Raw genomic sequence first — 18,643 nt, 5'->3', positions numbered from 1 at the left:
GTTATTCTTTTAGTAGGAAAGTTCGATTCGTCCACAGAATGGATCTACCGGACTTACTCCTTTAAATCTGCTTTCTCCGGCAATCTTTGCTATTACTGCCTCTAATACATAATCATTATTGGAGTAACAGTTAATATACGTTTTTATCATTGGCACATCCAGTAAATGATATGGATTGGCTACACTGATAAAAATTACCGGTACTTCTTCTGCAAACCACGGAACATTATTTCCCTGTCCCCAGAAGGTATACCAGTTTAACCGGTTGGTGGTCTGATTGCTGGCATTTTCCACATTTCCGATGTAAATTACCATGTCATACTTATCTTTAAAAGCTGTTACATTATCGACACCCTTTTCGAAATCTTCCTTCTCATAGAGGAATACCTGGAAATTTCTCTTTTCCAGTTCTTCTTTTACTTTTCCGACTACTCTTTCATTGGACGGAAAATGTCCTAAAATTTCCAGCAAAATACGCGGTGTCTTCTTCGCACTGATTGGAAGATTCTCTGCAATATCTTTCACCAGTGTAACAGACTGGTCTGCCAGCTCTTTTGCCCACTGTATATGCTCCGTGGTGCGTAAGTTTTTTAATGCTTCCTTTCCAGGAACCAGCTGTCTTTTTATCTTCTTTTCATGTAATCTTAAAGAAGCCTTTAATGCCAGTATGCGTCTGTTTGCATCCAGTAATCTTTCACGGGATAACAGACCATTCTTATAACCATCTAGCATAAACTGATAATCTTCTTTTAAATCTTTATTGAATAAAATCATGTCACAGCCATTTTCTATTGCCATTGGTACCGTTTCACTTCGTTTACCGGCTGCCGTAAATCCGACCATCGGTGTTGCATCTGTAATGACAAGTCCGTTAAATCCTAATTTGTCCCGAAGCAAATTCACCAAAAGCTCTCTGGAAAGAGAAGCCGGAACAATCTTGCCCTTTAACTGTGGATTAAAATGTTCCTGATACGCTGGCATTGCAATATGCCCTGCCATAACAGTTTTGGCACCATCGTCAATCAGCCGCTGATAAATACTTCCATAGGATTTATCCCATTCTTCCATGCTAAGACTATTTACCGATGTCAAAAGATGCTGGTCTCTTTCATCCACACCATCTCCCGGGAAATGCTTAATTGAGACTGCCATATTGCATTCATCTGCTGCACGAAGATACTCCCTTGCATAGGCATAAACCTTCTCCGGATCATCGCCATATGTTCTGACATTGGTAATTGGATTATGATAATTTCTATCTATGTCAACTACCGGTGCAAAAGCCCAGTTAATTCCTAATGCACTTCCTTCTGAGCAGGCAATCTTTCCCAGACGATATGCATATACCGGATCATTTGCAGCTGCACATGCCATCTGTTTTCCATATGCAGTTCCATTGGTAGCCGCTCCATCTCCTCCCGCTTCTAAATTTGATGGAATCAGAAGCGGAATCTTTGTGTGCTCCTGCGCATAGGTAAATGTACTTTGCATCTCTTCTGCCACACCATCCCGGAAAAATAATCCGCCGATATGGAAATGTAATAACATATTCAGATACTCCGGATCCGTTGAATATCCAATCGGGCAGAACAACTGTCCTATCATTTCTTCCAGGCTCATATTTTCCAGCGTATTTTCTACCCAGGCAATGTCTACATCATCTAAATAAAATGGTTTTTCTTTATAATTCATCTCTTTTTCCTTTCATTTAAGGCACAAAAAGAGCAGCCACGGCTGCTCCTTTTCTTAATTAATATTTCTCAGTTCAGCAAAACCGCTCAATGGATATGTTGTCATTTCACATTCGGACGCTTCACCCAATCCTGCACTATCAAAGCCTCCAGCTGTAGCTGCTTTTATTCCTGCCACCGCATCTTCTACAACAAGACACTCCTGTGGTTCTAACTGCAGGTATTCTGCTGCTTTCAAAAATACCTCCGGATCAGGTTTTGATTTTGTAATATTCGTTCCATCACTGATGGCATCGAAATAATTTTCTAATCCTAAATGTTTTAATATTCTCTTTGCATTTTTACTGGATGAACCAATTGCCAGTAAAACTCCCTGTTTCCTTAAATCATCTAAGGTTGTTTTTACTTCTTTTGGCAAATCAGCCGGTGTCATGTCTTCCAGCAATTCCACATACATCTTATTTTTCTGCTCTGCGAAATCTTCTTTCTCTTCTTTGGAATATTTCTTTGTACTTTTCTCTAAAATAATCTCAAGGCTTTCCATCCGGCTTACGCCTCTTAACCGGTTGTTTATGGTTTCATCAAAATATATTCCCAGTTTATCTGCCAGTCTCTTCCATGCCAGATAATGATACTTATCGGTAAAGCAGATTACTCCGTCCAAATCAAAAATGATTCCTTTATATTTCATCTAATTATCCTCTTGTCTTTTTTTCTTCAACTGTTTCTTCAGCATTACAAGCTCAATTACCTTATTCTCGTTATTCAGATAAATCAGGAACAATACCAGGATAACTGCGGTAACAATCTGCTGAATGGATGCATCTACATTTAATCTTGCATACATCAATGATATGAATGCTGTTGTTACTGCTCCTAACAGATAACCAATTTTTTCATTGCAGAACCGTCCGATAAATCCACCGATAAACATCGGTAAGAAAGCTGTAAACATTACTCCAATTGAGCCAAAGTTTAAAGACATCTGAATATTTCCTGTATTTGAAGCACTAATAAATCCAACTACACCCATGAAGCCGCCTGCAATGGTATAACAGATTACTGCATTGGATACTTCATGAATTCCTGTATTAACAGAAACCTTCTGTCCGGATAATAGTGACTTATATTCATAACCAAATTGTGTATAATCAAAAATCGCAATAAATAAAACGAGTCCAATTACAATTACAAGTACATAATTCAAAACACCTGGAAAACTTGTTAATTCTTTATTTGCTACAAATGACACGCCATAACCATCGGTAAGTGCGAATGCCATTCCTTCGTAAAACAGTGTTACTCCCAGTGACACAATAATCGGTGGTAATTTTACAATTACATAAATTGCTCCGGATATCAGTCCAAGCAATGCTCCAGATACAATAGAAATCACGAGCATATATGGTGTTGAAAGTCCATGGGATGAACAAATTGATGCACTGATTACTGATGACAATAACGAAATTGCTCCGATTGAGAAATCAAATCTTCCGGAATTCAGATTCAATGAAAGAGCAAATGTCGTTAACATTACTGTTGCTGTTGCCCGGGAAAACAAAATCCAGTTTCCTTCTGATTCAAAAAATACAACACCATTCCTCTGACATAAGAGTATCATTACGAGCAGTGTCACTACCGGAATACACAAAGTTCCAATTATCTTTTTTAAAATGCTATTTCTTCCTTTACTTTTCATGTTATTTTCCCTCATGTCTTTTCTAAATTCTGCTCCGGAGAATTCCGGAGCAGAACAAAAATTTTATTAATATGTTACTTATTTTGCTTCTTCCTGGATATCTTTAAATCCATAAGCACTTACAAATTTTTCAAATGATGCATAATCTGCTGTAAGAAGTCCATCTAACATACCTTTTGTATATGCAGGGCTGTCTACAGAGCTGTCTACTGCATAGCACTCAGAGAACTCTTCTGGTGAAGTTGCAACCCAGTAACCCTGGCTGAGAGCTAAAGCATTTCCATCTTCTGTACGGATCGGGCTTCCAAGTACTGCACGATAAGTTGCAATAAAGATAGGTCCGATACTTGCTGAGAACTTACCTGCAAGGTAATCAAGCATTCCACCATCCATTGCAGTACCATAGCTTTCTGCATAAGCATCTACGCTGGCAATCTTAACATCTGTGCCTTCAATTGCTGTTCCAAAGAAGTCAGAACCATTTCCAACAGCTAAGATAACCTCTAAGTCAGGAGTCTGTGCCATCTGAGCACATTTTCCAAACCATGCATCATCCATGTCATATCCACCTACATAACCAACGATATTTACATCACCAATTGCTCCGGTTTCAATCTGTCCATCTGCATAAATCTGTCCAATAATTCCAGCTTCATCTGTAGCACCTTTGTAATTAGCATCTGCTCCACCTGCATCTACCATAGCTGCAATCATACCTGCTGCACGATAAATATGCATATCTGTATAATATGGAATTGCTCCACCGAAGATAGCAAAGTTTTTCTTGCCCTGCTCCAGATAGTAATTTGCCATATCATAACCAGTCTGATATTCTACTTCAAGAGATGGCCCGATTGCACCTACATAATGCTCATATCCCTTATAAGTCTCATATTCTTCATCGGTTAAAGTTCCTGTTGCAACTGCATAATACACACCTGCCGCTTCACACTGCTCAATCTGTGCTGCACGGTCAAAGGATGAGAATGAAATAATTGCTTTACAATTATTTGTAATAAAAGTATCAATTGCTGATGTTTCCCCTGCTGCATCCTTTAATTCATCAGAATAAATAAGCTCAACATTGTACTGTTTCTGAATATACTCTGTATAGTATGTCCGGAATGCCAACGCCTCTGCACTTGTTGCATCTGATACAAGAATACCCATTTTAACGGTTTCACTCATATCAAGTTCTGGTGTCTCTTCTTTGCTGCCTGACTGTTCTGTACTTACTACTTCAGAACTGTCATTCTTCTTGTCGCTTCCGCATCCGGTAAAGCATCCTACTACCATGACCGTTGCCAGCAACATTGCTAGAATTTTTTTCATGTTTCTTTCCTCCTGTACATTACATGTTTATGTATAAAGTGACTATCACTTAATACCATATGGATATTATCTTGGTAACATCTTTCCTCTCTGGTCACTGGTTGCCAGGAATACTACCAATATAAATATTGCTGCTTTTACCATCTGTCCAATTCCGGAATTCAGATTAAACATCACCATAATCTGACTGAGCAATGTCATGGAAAAAGCTCCGATTACTGCTGCATAAATTTTACTTCTTGCGCCACCTGATACCGGCATACCACCAAATACAATCGCTATGATGACATCCATTCCTACACTGGATGCAGTATTTCTCGTTAAAGTCGGAGCATAGACAATGGAAAGACATGCGCCAAGTCCAACTCCTATTCCAGACATGATAAATGCTATAATCGACATTTTCTTTACAGAAATACCGCTTAATTTTGCACAAATTGGATTTCCGCCCTGGAATTTCTGCATTCTTCCTACTTTAGTAAAAGAGAATACCAGTAAACATACTAAGAAAAATGCAGCTAATACGAATATTTTAAACTGTGTTGTATTCAGCTTACTGACCGCCATCATTGGCACTCTTATTTCAGAACCTGTTCCATTCATCTTAATCAGAACCAGTACCAGTGCATTCAATACACTTAGCATTGCAATCGTTGTTACGAAAACAGGGAGGTTAAAAATAGATGCCAGTACTGAGTTAAATAGTCCTATAAAGACCGCCACTCCAAGGCAAGCTGCAAACATTATTACCAGGCTCTCTGTTTTGTTATAAACAATCCCTCCTACCAGTGCGCTTACTGCTACAGATGCTCCAAGACTGATATCAAAGGAACCAAGGGTATAAATAAAGATTGCACCTGTTGCTACTACTGCAACCACAACTGACTGGTTGATAATACTTTTCATTCCATATGCAACATTTATATTTTTAGATGTTCCAATGATAAAGAAAGCAACCAGCAATGCCACAAGACCAAATAAAGGGGCAAGGAGCATAACATTTTTTCTTAAATTCTTTGTTTTCATTTCATCCGCCTCCTATATCATGTACTGAATCGCATCTGCTTCTGAAAGCGATTCACTTCTTGGAAATTCATGCATAATCTTTCCATCCTTCATAATCATCAGACGGTCTGACATACCGATCAGTTCTGTTAATTCCTCTGAAATGATAACAATTGATTTTCCTTCTTTTTTCATTTGGTACATCAATTGATACATCGCCTGCTTCACACCAATATCAACGCCTCGCGTCGGGCAGTCCAGAATCAATACATCACTGCCTCGTCCAATCCATTTTCCAAATACAACCTTCTGTTTATTTCCACCGGATAATGCCGAAACATACTGATTTATTCCTGCACATTTAATGCTTAATGTTTCCACCTGTTTCTGAACATATTTCTTTTCATTCCACGGGAAAATCAGGAATCCACCAGTTGTAAACTGGTCCAGTCCGCCAACAGCAATATTATCTTTGATGCTGGCATTCAGGCATAGCGACTCAGTGTCTCTGTCTTTTGCCACATATCCAACCATATGCTTCATTGCATCGGCTTCGTTTTTCAATTTCTTTCCTTTGATTCTTATTTCACCAGACTCCGGTTTTTTATTTCCAAACATGACTTTGCCAAGTGTATGCATTCCACAGTGCGAAAGTCCGCCGATTCCAAGAATCTCTCCTTTATGCAATTGCAGATTAAAATCAATCAGTTTGCCAGTCAGATTTACATCTTTCATTTCTAAGACAACTTCATCTTCGCAGCTTCCATCATAATCACTTCGATAATAGTCGCCTTCCAGCTGCCTTCCAATCATACTTGATTTTATTTTGTCTTCATCAAATTCGCTCTTATCAAAAGTAACTATAATATTTCCATCACGAAGAACCGTCAATGCATCGCATTTTTCCATAATCTCTTCCAAATCATGGGAGATGAAAACCACCGCTTTGTTTTCTTTTTTCATCTGTTCCATAATATTGTAGATAATCTCTCTTCCCTTCTGTGACAATGCAGTTGTAGTCTCATCTACTACCAGCACTTCCGGATGCTTATTCATAATTCTTGCTATCTCAATCAGCTTACGTTCCTGCAAATCAAGGTTTGCTGTCATCTGTTCTGCTCGAATATGGCTGGCACCGATTGCATCTAAGGCTTCCTGTGCTTTCTGATTTAACAGCTTCCTTTTAACCGGTCCCCATTTATGCTTTTCGCCAAAACTCTTAAAAAATTTTGTCTCGCCAAGGAATATATTCTCTGCTACTGTAATTCCCGGCACTGTTCCAGTTTCCTGGACAATCATTCCAATTCCATGTTCCAACGAATACAGCATTGATTCCGGCTTCCATTCTTTGTCATGATATGTCATCGTACCGCTGTCTGCGTTCTGCATTCCTGCAATAATAGATGTAACTGTTGATTTACCAGAACCATTCTCTCCAATAAGTCCGAGAACTCTGCCTGAACAAACCTCTATTGAAACATCCTTTAATGCAACGGTAGAGCCAAATCTTTTATTCATATGTTCTACTTTTACTAAGATTTCCTGCTTCATCCATATGCCCCTTCTCTGTAATCATTGTTTTTGTGAAAATCACTTTTCTTTTGTTGTTAAATCTATTATAATCTATTCAAGTGGTTTTCCAATTGTTTGTAACAACCAATTCTATTTACTTTTTTTGATAGATATATCATTTTCTTTATGTTGTTATTGACTATTTTTGATATTTGAATTGGAGGATTCCATTATGGATCATGAAGCGTTAAGAACAGTAATATATAAATTGAATGAAGATGAGCAGTTTTACAAAAAATATTATTATGCCAAACAGCAGGAGTATTCCCTGCAGGAATTCTTAAGTACTATCAATATAGATGATGTACTGCGCCGGCATCTGCTGGTTCCGGAAATCAAAGAAACCATTCCTCCACGCTTTGAAGATAATTTCTTTTTTGATGCAGGAAACCACGTTTCTATTACTGTAACCAGACATAACCGTTACTCTCCGGCACTTACTCACGACCACACTTTCTTTGAACTCTTATATGTCTATGACGGAAGCTGTTCCCAGAAAATCAGTGACAGTCAGCTCACACTGCGCACCGGAGACCTTTGTATTATTCCACCCGGCATCAAACATTCCGTCAGTGTCTTCGATGACAACAGCGTTATCTTAAATATTTTGATTCGAAAAAGCACTTTACATAATATCTTTTTCAATTTTTTAAATTCACCAAACATCCTGTCCGCTTTCTTTTTAAATAATATCTATTCCGAAAACGGCAACGATTATATTGTATTTCACACCGGCAATGATAATGAAATACGTTCTGGCTTTCTCTGGATGTACTGGGAATCTCTGAACCGCTCCCTTTACTGGGATCAGATGATTTCCTACACACTGATGATAACTTTTGGTCTTTTAATCCGGAATTATGAAAAAAGTTCCGAGCTTCCTACTTTCAACCGTAAATCTGATGTGCAGCGTTTTGCCCTGCTTCAATTCATTCAGGAAAATTATGCAACGGTTACATTAGAGCAGGTTGCCGAAAAATTTCACTATACACCTGAACATGTTTCAAGACTTTTTAAAAGCACTACCGGGAAAACCTTTACCCAGCTGTTACAGCAGGTCCGGATTGAAAAAGCCCAGGTACTTCTTTCTGATACTAATCTTACGGTTGCAGATATTGCTTCCCAGGTGGGTTATGATACAACGGAACATTTTATAAGATTATTTAAGAAAAATCTGAAAATCACACCAACCGAATATAGAAAAAAAGGGATTATCATCTAATCCCTTTTCCTTGCCAGACAACTTTTTTCATGCTATTTTTAATAAAGAATCGAAAGCAGGTGCAATTATGATACAACGTAAAGATTTATTTTCCATTCCTTTTTATAACAAAACACAGTATACCGGAAGCCATCTGGGCATGCGCTACCGCATTGAGAAGCATGTAGAAGACGACTCCACCACACTGCTTGCCACCTGGTGGCCGGGTCCTTATTGCTTTACCGCCACGCCGGATGAGAAAAAAAAGACCAACACCTTCGAATATTCCGACGAAGGCATTGGTCAGGCTTGCGACTGGCTCAATCAGGTCTATGAAGAAAATGCAGACCTCTTTAAAACCGTTCCTATTTAAAATTTACATCTGATGACGCACAATCTTGTACTCATCATATAACTGATAATACGGGCAGGAATTGGTGTTGCCGGTAAGAAATCTTACCATATCATCTTCATCCAGATCCATATCACAGACATAATATTCGTAATCTTCATCATAAACAAAATTTACACAGGTATCACAATTTCCCTGCTCTGCCATAAAATCACCTCTCCTATCTGATGACTTTCTTTGCATTCCGGTTGCAGATCATATCCAGCATATTTTCATCCGGCTCAAAGATAATATCTCCAAGTCCGCTACCGTTCTTATAAATCACTTCATAGGTCTTCGCTCCCGACTGCTTGGAAGAACAATCCTTTACGCTCACCTGATTGTTATTATGATAATTATACAATTCATGTGCAGTTGACGGTGCAATCAGCACAACCTCTTCCATCTCAATCTTTGCAACATTTTTTCTCTTTCTCTTTGCCTTGATGCGTGCAAAGCTAAGTCTTCCTTCAATATAGGTATATTCCCATTCAATCTGTGATGCAATTTTAAGAAGATACCAGAAAACTGCAAAGATAATTGCAGGAACCAGTAAAATTCCTGGATACACAATAATGGAAACCAGTACACAGAAAATCGCCAATGCGATACAAAGATACCTTAAGATTACATTTACAACAGACACCTTCTTATCTACTAAAACTGTGTTTTCAAAAATACTCATACTTCAAACCTCTCAATTTTTCTTTTTGCAGCTGCTTCTCATGCAGATTCTTTTTCATTATATCTCTTTTTCTGCGATTAATCCAGTAGATTATATTTATTTAATAATTATGTTTTTTCCGTGTTTTTCAGTAGATTTTTTCGATTTATTTCGTTACAATAGAGGCAAACAGTCCGGGTGGAGGAAAGAACTATAAGACGAAAACATATTTCAATGTTATTTCAAGCTTCTGCTCCTTTTTATGGAGACAGAATGCGCAGCAGTTCTTAGCTGCCTTTGTTTTCTGATTGCAGGCTGTCTTTCCGTTGCTTTCACCGGATAGCGGTACTGTCCGTTGCATGCGGATGCGACAGAAAGCCTGCAAGGGGCACCAAGAATTTCAAAAAGGCTAATCGTTCATCTGGCAACCGGTGCAAATTCACATCCATGTTCAGATTGCACCTTGCTGGCACGTCCTGTGCCAGCATTGCCGGTTGCTAGATGAAATTCCAAGTGTCCCTATCAGCCTTTCTCATGCATCCGCATTGCAGCGAACCGTGCCGCTATACTGTGAAACATTGGAAAGACCGGCTGAATAACAAAAGAAAACAAAGCAGCTTAGTTCTGCAGCATTCTGTATCAAAAATAGCCGAAGCCTGAAATGACATTTACAATTGTTTTCCTGTTTTTTTCTCCCCCGCCACCCGGACAGATTACACGATAAAGGAGATCTCTATGAAAGCATATCATTTAAATAAAGATGCCCTCACCCCAATGTCGGTGGGTGTACAGAAGGAATGGGTTCTGACCAATGGAATCGGCGGCTATGCCGGCAGTTCTGTAACCGGTGCTCATGCAAGAAAGCACCATGGCTATCTGATTGCCAGCCTGCACCCGCCGGTAGAACGTTTCGTCATTCTCTCCAAAATCAACGAGTGTCTGATTCGTTCTTCCGAGAAAATAGATTTTACCGTAGAACAGTATCTTGCCGGTGATGGCAGCACTGCTTACCGTGAAGGTATTGAATACCTTAATTCCTTTACTTATGACGGGCTGGTACATTTTACCACCAAAGCTCCGGAATTTACCATGACAAAGACTCTCGCCTTTGAACACGGCAAGAATACTATTGCAGTTTCCTATGATATCCAGAATGATGGAGAGGCTGCTACACTGGTGCTGACTCCGCTCTTTAATTACCGGGTACACCATGATGCTTCTACCGTAGACACTTTAAAATTCGATACTACTTATGAGCAGCCGGAAATCAGACTGGTTCCGCAGCAGAATAAAGATGTCACCATCCGTCTTTTTACCGATGACGGAACCGTTGTTCCATGTGAAGAAAAATATACCACCGGAATGCAGTTACAAAAAGAACTGGATGTAGAATCCGATGCTTTAGATGATAACTACACGCCATACCAGATTGAATTTCCGCTGGACGCCGGATGCCGCAAGAAAATATCTATCGTCTGCACCATTGAAGATGCTTATGAAAAGGATGCTTTTGCCACTGCTGCCGCAGAAATGGCACGTTTTAATGCGTTAGAGAAAAAAGCTGGCTACCATGATGAACTGGCAGAGACTCTGACCATTGCCGCTGACCATTTTCTTGCATACCGGCAGTCTACCGGACTGATGACTGTTCTTGCCGGACTTCCTTGGTTTACCGACTGGGGCCGGGATACCATGATTGCCCTCACCGGCTTAACTCTGTCTACCGGGCGCTATCAGGATGCCAGAGACATCCTGACCACATTTGCCCGCTATGTCCACCATGGCATGGTACCAAATATGTTCCCGGATGAAGGAAGCGCCCCATTGTATAACACTGCGGATGCTTCCATGTGGTATTTCTATGCAGTTGGAAAATATCTCGATTATACCGGCACTCCGGAAGATTATGCTTTTGTGCAGGAAACCATTTATCCGAAATTAAAAGAAATTATTGCAGCTTATGAGCACGGAACAGATTTCTCCATCTATATGGAAGAAGATGGACTTATCCATGCCGGAAGCGGTCTCGACCAGGTAACCTGGATGGATGTCCGTGTGGGCGACTGGGTTGCTACACCACGGCACGGCAAGCCGGTAGAAATCAATGCGCTCTGGTATCATGCACTCTGCCTGATGGAGGAATGGGCAACGCGTTTTGGAGAAGACGGCTCCCACTATGCAGCTCTTGCTGCGCATGCAAAGGAATCTTTCACAAAAGAATTCTGGAATGAAAAAGATGGATGTCTCTATGATGTGGTAGACGGACTGGAAGGTGATGCCACCCTTCGTCCAAATCAGATTTATGCCGTTTCCCTGCCACACCGCATGTTAGATGCAGACAAAGAAAAGGAGATTGTAGATAAGGTTTACGAGAAACTATATGCTAAAACCGGTCTTCGTTCCTTAAGCCCTGATGATAAGGAATACCATCCGACCTATGAAGGCTGTCTTGATAAACGTGACCATGCTTACCATCAGGGTACTTCCTGGGGTTTCCTCTTAGGCGGTTTTCTGACTGCTTATGTGCATGTCTATGGAACTTCCAAAGAAGTCATCAAACAGGCCGATGCCATGTTAGATGCCACCAGAGAGCAGTTCTATCACGGCTGTATTGGTTCTATTGCAGAAATCTTTGACGGAGATGAACCGCACACCTCCCGCGGCTGCTATGCCCAGGCATGGAGTGTCGGAGAAATTCTCCGGGCTTATACCGAGGATATTCTTCCATATAAATAAACTATGGGAAATAAACTACGGGAAACACAGAGGGGCTTGATTTATGAAGCCTCTTTTTTCACTTTACAGGAAATTGCTTTCCTGTAAAGGAAAAAACGCTCCACGAGGATGCGCACTGCGGCGTATAAGGTAGATTTCGCAAGCGACCGCCGCAGGCGCGAGAATGTGCCAAGGCACATTCTTTGTTCTCCCTGTGCAATAAATACCCATATCTCTACGCCGGAATCTGCTCCTTCAGCCATGTTTTTTCTTCTTCGGAAAGGAAGTCTGCAATGGTATCATAGACATACTGCTGATACTTCCGAAGCAGTGCCTTTTCCCGGCTGTCTAATTCTTCCCAGTCAATAGCCTCCAGATCAAATGGCGCAACAGTCAATGTTTCAAATTCCATGAACTGTCCATATTCCGTTTTCTCCGCTTTCTTACAAAGCAGCAGGTTCTCAAGGCGGATGCCGTATTTTCCTTCCAGATACAGTCCCGGTTCATCCGAAGTAATCATACCTTCTTCCATGACAATTCCGGTGCCATACCGTTCCCGGTAACGGAATGCATTCGGTCCTTCATGTACATTTAACAAATAGCCAACGCCATGGCCTGTTCCGTGGTTATAATCAAGCCCCATGTGCCACAACGGTTCCCTTGCCAGATAGTCAAGATTGACTCCCGTACAGCCATATTTAAATTTTGCATCCGAAAGATTCAGATTTCCTCGTAATACGGCAGTATAATGCTTCTTCTCCTCTGAGCTTAATGCTCCAAGGGCAATGGTTCTTGTCACATCCGTTGTGCCATCCAGATACTGTCCGCCAGTATCCAGCAGCAGAAAGCTTTTGTTATCCAGTGGAATATTGCTCTTCTCATCCGGCTCATAATGCACAATAGCTCCATGGGCACCATATGCAGCAATTGGTGCAAAACTCTGTCCCAGATAACCTTCTCCCTGCCTCCGGAATTCTTCTAATTTATCACATACCGCAAGCTCCGTTATCTGCCGCTTATCTTCCACATGCTTTAACCAGTAGATAAGTTTTGTTAAAGCAATGCCATCCTTCTTATGTGCCAGCCGCTCATGCTCCATTTCGGTGGCATTTTTCACTGCCTTCATAAGCTCAATCGGGCTGTTCTTCTTTACCTTATGTGCCTCTTTTGGAATGGCATCATACAGTGCATAATTTGTCATACTCTCGTCTATAAGAATGCTTTTGTCTGCCGGAATTTTCTTTACGTCCGTATAAATCTGTTCATATCCGTAAATAACGATTTTTTCAGTTGAAAGGCTTTCCTTTAAGTCAGCCGGCACACTCATTTCATTTACATACCAGCGGATTTCATCCGGTGCAATCAGCACATAAGATAATGCCACCGGATTGTATGCAATATCATTTCCACGGATATTAAAAAGCCATGCGATTTCATCCAAAGACGGAATTAAAAAGTAATCCGCCTTGCAATCCACCATTGCTTTTCGTACCCCCGCCACCTTATCTTTCCGGCTCTCACCTGCATATTCCACGCCAAGCTCCCAGATTGGATCACAGGATAATGCCGGACGATCCGCCCAGATTTCGCCTACGACATCACGGTCTGGAGCAAATGTAATCTTTTTCTCCCGCAATTTTTCTTTTAAACTCTTTGCCATGCCGGTACTTACGGTTCTTCCATCAAACCCCAATACGGTGCCATCTTCCATTTTTTCTGCCAGAAAAGTGCCAATATCCACTACCCCCGGCTGTCCACTCCGGAATAATGTAATGCCGGTGCCGGCAAGCTGTTCTTCTGCCTGGATAAAATATCTTCCGTCTGTCCAGAGTCCTGCCATATCTTCAGTAATTACCAGCGTTCCTGCCGAACCGTTAAATCCGGAAATATATTCACGGCATTTAAAATATTCTCCTACATATTCTGATGCATGGAAATCATCGGAAACAATGAGATATGCCGCCATGCCGTATTCTTTCATCTTCTGTCTTAATTCCATCAATTCTTCTTTCAAATCTATCACCTCTATGTTATGCTATAATGAATGCAAGCGGGTCAATTACAGTATAGCATCCGTTATTATGAACGGAAAGGAATTCTTTTATGTTTCGCCTGATTGGAAAAATACTTTTCTTTTTCATAAGATTTATTATACATCTTCCGTTCGCCGTATTCCATGGACTGCGGCATTTCTTTTTTGGTGTCAATTTTGACAAAATGAATGGCTACGAATTTGAAGAATATGCTGCCGGATATTTAAAACGCAACGGATATTCAAAGGTTACTGTCACCAAAGCTTCCAGAGATTTTGGTGTGGATTTAATTGCAAAAAAACACCGGACTACCTATGCAGTCCAGTGCAAATTATATCAGGGAAAGGTGGGTAACAGTGCCGTACAGGAAGCCGTTGCCGGCAAATCCTATTACGATTGCGATGAAGCAATCGTCATTACCAACAGCGTTTTCTATCCCGGTGCCATTGCCCTCGCCGAAGCCAATGATGTCATTCTCATTGACGGCACCCAGTTAAACCATCGCAGCTTCCGCTGGGGCAGATTCTTCCAGCTTCTCCTATTTCTTCTGCTGTGTGGATTGCTGATTTTTTGCATCCTATCTCCGGAATCTGCACTAATCTGACATTCAAAAGAAGTATTTCATCATAATGATTTTATATACAAATACCATCCTTACCGGCTCAATCTACCAGCCGGTAAAGATGGTATTCTTATTTATTATACAGTTGTATTTACTCCGTTTACATTGGCATGTTCGTCTTCTGCCATTGGAATTACCAGACATTTTTGTCCGTTGATAACCTCGGACTTAATCTGTGAAACTTTTTCCGGTTTTACACGAAGCACAACATCATAGGTCTTAACTACTTCGTCTGCTTCTTCCTCGATCTGTTTCTCTTTTAACTGCTGCTGCAGCACTTCAACCTGGGCTACCAGCTCCTTTTCCTTCTGAATCTGCTCATTGGCAGCCAGTGCTTTGCTGTCTACTACATTTTCTGCCAGTGGTGCTTCTTCTGCAAATTCCTCTGCGCAGGTCTTTCCAATCTTTTCTGCCTTTTCCGGTGCAACGCCGCTTTCTTCCATAACATTGGTCAAAAGCTCCGGTGTCAGAATTACCGGGTCTTCTTCCAGTTCTGCTTTCTCTTCTACCAGATCATTTAAGTTCTGCTGAATCTCCATCAGCACTTCACCGCTCTTTTCCACATCATCGCCATATGCCTGTTTGACGATAGAATGGAAGGTCATCTTCTGCTCCGTTGCGGTGCGTCTTGCGCCACAGCCTAATCCCAACTCCATAAATTCCGCATGCGGTGCCTTGGTATCCTTAGTATAGAACATCAGGGAATGAATATCTGTACTGCGGTCGGTAAATGCCGGGAATAAGAAACCGCTGTCCGGTACGCTTACCACCCAGTCACGGATTCTTGGTCCGATACGGTTTTCATCTTCTCTGTAACCCAGTCCCGGTTTGGATAACTGTACCGGACAGATTGCACATAGAAGGTATTCAAACACTTCTTCTGATTCATCCAACGCATTATTATCCGTGGTCTTGGTCATGACATCATAAGCATCATGGAACAGCAAAATCAGATAGTTGCCTGCATAGTCATAGCTTTCAATGACCATATCATAAAAACGTTCCAGTAACTCAGGATTTTTTAATTTACTTTCCCTTAAACCTAAAAGAAACTGTTGTCTTCCTCCTGCTGCTTCTTCATCCAGTGGAAAATTCAATTCCAAAAGATTATTTCCAATAGTTCCTGATAAGGTTTTCTTGGCAATCTCTAAATATTTATAAAATTCTTCATCTTCCAGATTTAAAAATGTCTCACTTAAATCAACGACCTTATTCTTACCGGCATCTACATAACAGCCACATAATCTTGTAAAGGTACAATTTTCTTTTGTAAAACGTCTCTTTAACTCTGCCACACCTTTTTTATCCATACTATGAATCTACTCCTTTACTAGCTTTCTTTTATTTCTTATGTTCCCAAATCAGACTTTTATAGAACATCGAATGTGCCTTGGCACATTCCCGCGCCTGCGGCGGTCGCTTGCGACATCTACCTTATACGCCGCAGTGCGCATCCTCGCGGAGCGTTTTTGACTTTACAGGAAAGCAATTTCCTGTAAAGTCAAAAAAAGCAAGATAAATTTCTTGCTTTTTGAAAGAGCGATAGACGGGGCTCGAACCCGCGGTCTCGACCTTGGCAAGGTCGCGCGTTACCAACTACGCCACTATCGCATATGCAATTGTATTCTGCAAAGCGGGTGATGGGAATCGAACCCACGTATCCAGCTTGGAAGGCTGGTGTTCTACCATTGAACTACACCCGCAGTTCATTGCCTTTCGGCAATGCCCAGTTCCGGAATCGAACCAGAGACACGAGGATTTTCAGTCCTCTGCTCTACCAACTGAGCTAACTGGGCTTGTGCTGTAAAGCACTCACAGCACTGATTATTTTATCGGAAAAAGCAGGGGTTGTCAAGACAATTTTCCTGCTTTTTTCATTTTTTCATTTTTATTCCGGTGGCACGATAACTCTGTTCCGTTTTTATGCATTTCGGCTTTATTCTACGGTAATAAGTGCCATGGAATAAGATGGCAGTGTCAGTTCATTATTATCCAGCGTAATTGTATCTTCTCCGGTAAGAAGCATTCCACCGATAGTACCTTCTCCGCCTAAATCTACACCTGAAATGTCAACCTTCTGAGTTTCCTGGGAAAGGTTAAATACCAGTAATGTGGTTTTACCATCATATGTCTTGGTAATTGCTGCTATATTCTTATCAGAAAGATTCTCTACATTTGCAGCGATACCACGGGCGATTTCCGGATAACGGTTTCTCAGACGGATTGCCTGCTTGAAATAATTATAAATGGAATCCGGGTCATCCTGCTGGTCTTCCAAGCTTCCATTTGTCATCTTAATGCTTTCCATTCCGTCCGGTCCTTTACACATACCCTCTGCAGATGCATCTGAGGACCACTGCATTGGTGCACGCTTATTTTCATCTTTTCCAGAGCCCTTCATACCAATTTCTTCCCCATAATAAAGAAATACATTACCACTCATCATAAGATTCATGGCTCCGGCAGTCTTAATCTGTGCAGCTTTATACTCACCGCTATAATATCCGGCACCTCTTGCCATATCATGATTCGTATAAAATGGTGCATCGATATAATTTTCATTATACTGGCTTAAAAGCTCATCCATTTTGCCGCAGACATTGGCATATCCTTTTGCTCCAGACTCTGAGCTTCCTTTTACTGCATTGGCAATAATCCCATCGCCATCTCCAAAATCAAAATTGAATACACTATCAATTCCACTTTCCAGATATTTTGCATATGTCTCACGATCCGTCCAGACCTCTGCCACAATATAGGAATTCTCATCTTTTGCTTTTACCATATCATTAAACCATTTTAAGACTTCCACATTTTCAGTGGTATTATCTGAAAAATATTCTTTAGCAGCATCCATACGAAAACCATCTATCCCAAGATCCATCCAGAAGGATGTAATCTCATCAAATTCAGCTCTCACCGCTTCACAGTCAAGGTTCAAATCGGGCATTTCACTCCAGAATTTTCCTTCATAATACCAATTGCTGCTGCCAGCTTTATAATACACACTGCTTAACTGATCTGTTGTAAAGTTATAATAATCTACATACGGACAAACGCTGCTATCCGGCTGCTGTCCGTCACTTAATCCCTCCAGATATTCCACCGCCTGTGTAAACCATGGGTGCTTGGACGATGTATGGTTAATCGGGAAATCAATAATCACACGGATTCCGCGCTTGTGGCATGCTTCGATTAACTGTTTGAAATCATCTATAGTTCCATACTGCTCATCAATATTTTCATAATCAGAAATGTCATATTTATGATAGGTCGGTGATGGCATGATCGGCATCAGCCAGATTCCATTACAGCCAAGGTCTGTATCTGTACTGTCATCTCCATCATTGATATAATCCAGTTTATCAATTAATCCCTGGATATCTCCGATTCCATCTCCATCACTGTCATAAAAGCTATATAAAAACACTTCATAATAGGTGCGGTATTTATCATCAATGATATTCAGTTCTCCTGCATTTGCCTTTGCCATAGCAGAGTCTTCCACACTTGCGGTCTTTTCAGTTTCTGTCGCCGTAGCAGTCTCTGTTCCCGCAGCATTGTTATCCTGTCTGCCGCCACAGCCGGCACCTATAGTTCCAAGGGTAAGGCACAGTGCAAGAAGTAACACCTGTAGTCTTTTTTTCATATGATTCTCCTTTTCTTCTCTTTCTTATTTCGTTGAAATGAAGGGGTGATGTAAATGCGATGCTTTTGT

Annotated in this window: 16 protein-coding genes and 3 tRNA genes; 4 read left to right on the top strand and 15 right to left on the bottom strand. The window is 40.9% G+C overall.

Going from position 1 to position 18,643, the window contains the following annotated elements:
• Positions 1–9 precede the first annotated feature (9 nt).
• The 6 genes from DWX96_RS06705 to DWX96_RS06680 all read right to left on the bottom strand — a co-directional run bounded on the left by DWX96_RS06705 (position 10) and on the right by DWX96_RS06680 (position 7,278).
• Positions 10–1,692, bottom strand: a complete 1,683-nt coding sequence (locus DWX96_RS06705) for a glycoside hydrolase family 3 protein (protein WP_022242961.1) — start codon at positions 1,690–1,692, stop codon at positions 10–12.
• A 54-nt stretch (positions 1,693–1,746) separates the two neighbouring features.
• The gene (gene pgmB / locus DWX96_RS06700) at positions 1,747–2,382 is read right to left on the bottom strand and encodes a beta-phosphoglucomutase (RefSeq protein ID WP_117697681.1); all 636 of its coding nucleotides are present in this window, start codon (positions 2,380–2,382) and stop codon (positions 1,747–1,749) included.
• A complete protein-coding gene (locus tag DWX96_RS06695) occupies positions 2,383–3,390 on the bottom strand; it encodes an ABC transporter permease (protein WP_118057071.1) in 1,008 nt (335 codons plus the stop codon).
• Between the two features lie 78 nt (positions 3,391–3,468).
• A complete protein-coding gene (locus DWX96_RS06690) occupies positions 3,469–4,722 on the bottom strand; it encodes a sugar ABC transporter substrate-binding protein (RefSeq protein ID WP_118057070.1) in 1,254 nt (417 codons plus the stop codon).
• 66 nt (positions 4,723–4,788) lie between these two features.
• The gene (locus DWX96_RS06685) at positions 4,789–5,748 is read right to left on the bottom strand and encodes an ABC transporter permease (protein ID WP_242988749.1); all 960 of its coding nucleotides are present in this window, start codon (positions 5,746–5,748) and stop codon (positions 4,789–4,791) included.
• Positions 5,749–5,760: 12 nt separating this feature from the next.
• Positions 5,761–7,278: a sugar ABC transporter ATP-binding protein gene (locus DWX96_RS06680; RefSeq protein WP_118057069.1), complete on the bottom strand. Its 1,518-nt coding sequence runs from the start codon at positions 7,276–7,278 to the stop codon at positions 5,761–5,763.
• 193 nt (positions 7,279–7,471) lie between these two features.
• Here DWX96_RS06680 and DWX96_RS06675 point away from each other — a divergent pair, with 193 nt between their 5' ends.
• Together DWX96_RS06675 and DWX96_RS06670 are read left to right on the top strand one after the other, a co-directional pair.
• Complete coding sequence (locus DWX96_RS06675; protein ID WP_118057068.1) at positions 7,472–8,521, top strand: AraC family transcriptional regulator; 1,050 nt, start codon at positions 7,472–7,474, stop codon at positions 8,519–8,521.
• Between the two features lie 67 nt (positions 8,522–8,588).
• Positions 8,589–8,873, top strand: a complete 285-nt coding sequence (locus DWX96_RS06670; protein ID WP_117841623.1) for a GNAT family acetyltransferase — start codon at positions 8,589–8,591, stop codon at positions 8,871–8,873.
• A 3-nt stretch (positions 8,874–8,876) separates the two neighbouring features.
• Here the strand turns inward: DWX96_RS06670 and DWX96_RS06665 are convergent, their stop codons facing one another.
• Together DWX96_RS06665 and DWX96_RS06660 are read right to left on the bottom strand one after the other, a co-directional pair.
• A complete protein-coding gene (locus DWX96_RS06665; protein ID WP_117697689.1) occupies positions 8,877–9,059 on the bottom strand; it encodes a DUF6472 family protein in 183 nt (60 codons plus the stop codon).
• A 13-nt stretch (positions 9,060–9,072) separates the two neighbouring features.
• Positions 9,073–9,576: a hypothetical protein gene (locus DWX96_RS06660; RefSeq protein ID WP_117841622.1), complete on the bottom strand. Its 504-nt coding sequence runs from the start codon at positions 9,574–9,576 to the stop codon at positions 9,073–9,075.
• 714 nt (positions 9,577–10,290) lie between these two features.
• Here DWX96_RS06660 and DWX96_RS06655 point away from each other — a divergent pair.
• Positions 10,291–12,291 (top strand): amylo-alpha-1,6-glucosidase, encoded by a 2,001-nt coding sequence (locus DWX96_RS06655; protein ID WP_242988748.1) that lies wholly within the window; start codon positions 10,291–10,293, stop codon positions 12,289–12,291.
• A 41-nt stretch (positions 12,292–12,332) separates the two neighbouring features.
• On the opposite strand, the gene DWX96_RS06650 is transcribed toward DWX96_RS06655, so the two are convergent.
• Positions 12,333–12,533: a hypothetical protein gene (locus DWX96_RS06650; RefSeq protein WP_118082982.1), complete on the bottom strand. Its 201-nt coding sequence runs from the start codon at positions 12,531–12,533 to the stop codon at positions 12,333–12,335.
• Positions 12,506–14,293, bottom strand: a complete 1,788-nt coding sequence (locus tag DWX96_RS06645; protein WP_334294260.1) for an aminopeptidase P family protein — start codon at positions 14,291–14,293, stop codon at positions 12,506–12,508. Before DWX96_RS06645 ends, DWX96_RS06650 begins: the two co-directional genes overlap by 28 nt.
• A gap of 80 nt (positions 14,294–14,373) precedes the next feature.
• Here DWX96_RS06645 and DWX96_RS06640 point away from each other — a divergent pair, with 80 nt between their 5' ends.
• Positions 14,374–14,907 carry a restriction endonuclease gene (locus DWX96_RS06640; protein WP_118057067.1) on the top strand — a complete coding sequence of 178 codons (534 nt, stop codon included), beginning with the start codon at positions 14,374–14,376 and terminating at the stop codon, positions 14,905–14,907.
• A gap of 95 nt (positions 14,908–15,002) precedes the next feature.
• Here the strand turns inward: DWX96_RS06640 and DWX96_RS06635 are convergent, their stop codons facing one another.
• From DWX96_RS06635 to DWX96_RS06615, 5 genes are all read right to left on the bottom strand, one after another.
• Positions 15,003–16,235 carry a DUF4317 domain-containing protein gene (locus tag DWX96_RS06635; protein ID WP_022242942.1) on the bottom strand — a complete coding sequence of 411 codons (1,233 nt, stop codon included), beginning with the start codon at positions 16,233–16,235 and terminating at the stop codon, positions 15,003–15,005.
• A gap of 228 nt (positions 16,236–16,463) precedes the next feature.
• Positions 16,464–16,536: transfer RNA gene (locus DWX96_RS06630), tRNA-Gly, on the bottom strand.
• 21 nt (positions 16,537–16,557) lie between these two features.
• Positions 16,558–16,628, bottom strand: a tRNA-Gly gene (locus tag DWX96_RS06625).
• 20 nt (positions 16,629–16,648) lie between these two features.
• Positions 16,649–16,721 (bottom strand) — tRNA-Phe (locus DWX96_RS06620).
• Between the two features lie 140 nt (positions 16,722–16,861).
• Positions 16,862–18,574 (bottom strand): alpha-amylase family glycosyl hydrolase, encoded by a 1,713-nt coding sequence (locus DWX96_RS06615; RefSeq protein WP_118057066.1) that lies wholly within the window; start codon positions 18,572–18,574, stop codon positions 16,862–16,864.
• Positions 18,575–18,643: the final 69 nt, after the last annotated feature.

It is taken from the genome of Roseburia sp. AF22-2LB, from assembly GCF_003461125.1.
GTDB lineage: Bacteria > Bacillota > Clostridia > Lachnospirales > Lachnospiraceae > Roseburia_C > Roseburia_C amylophila.
This window is presented reverse-complemented; position numbering and strand designations above follow the sequence as displayed.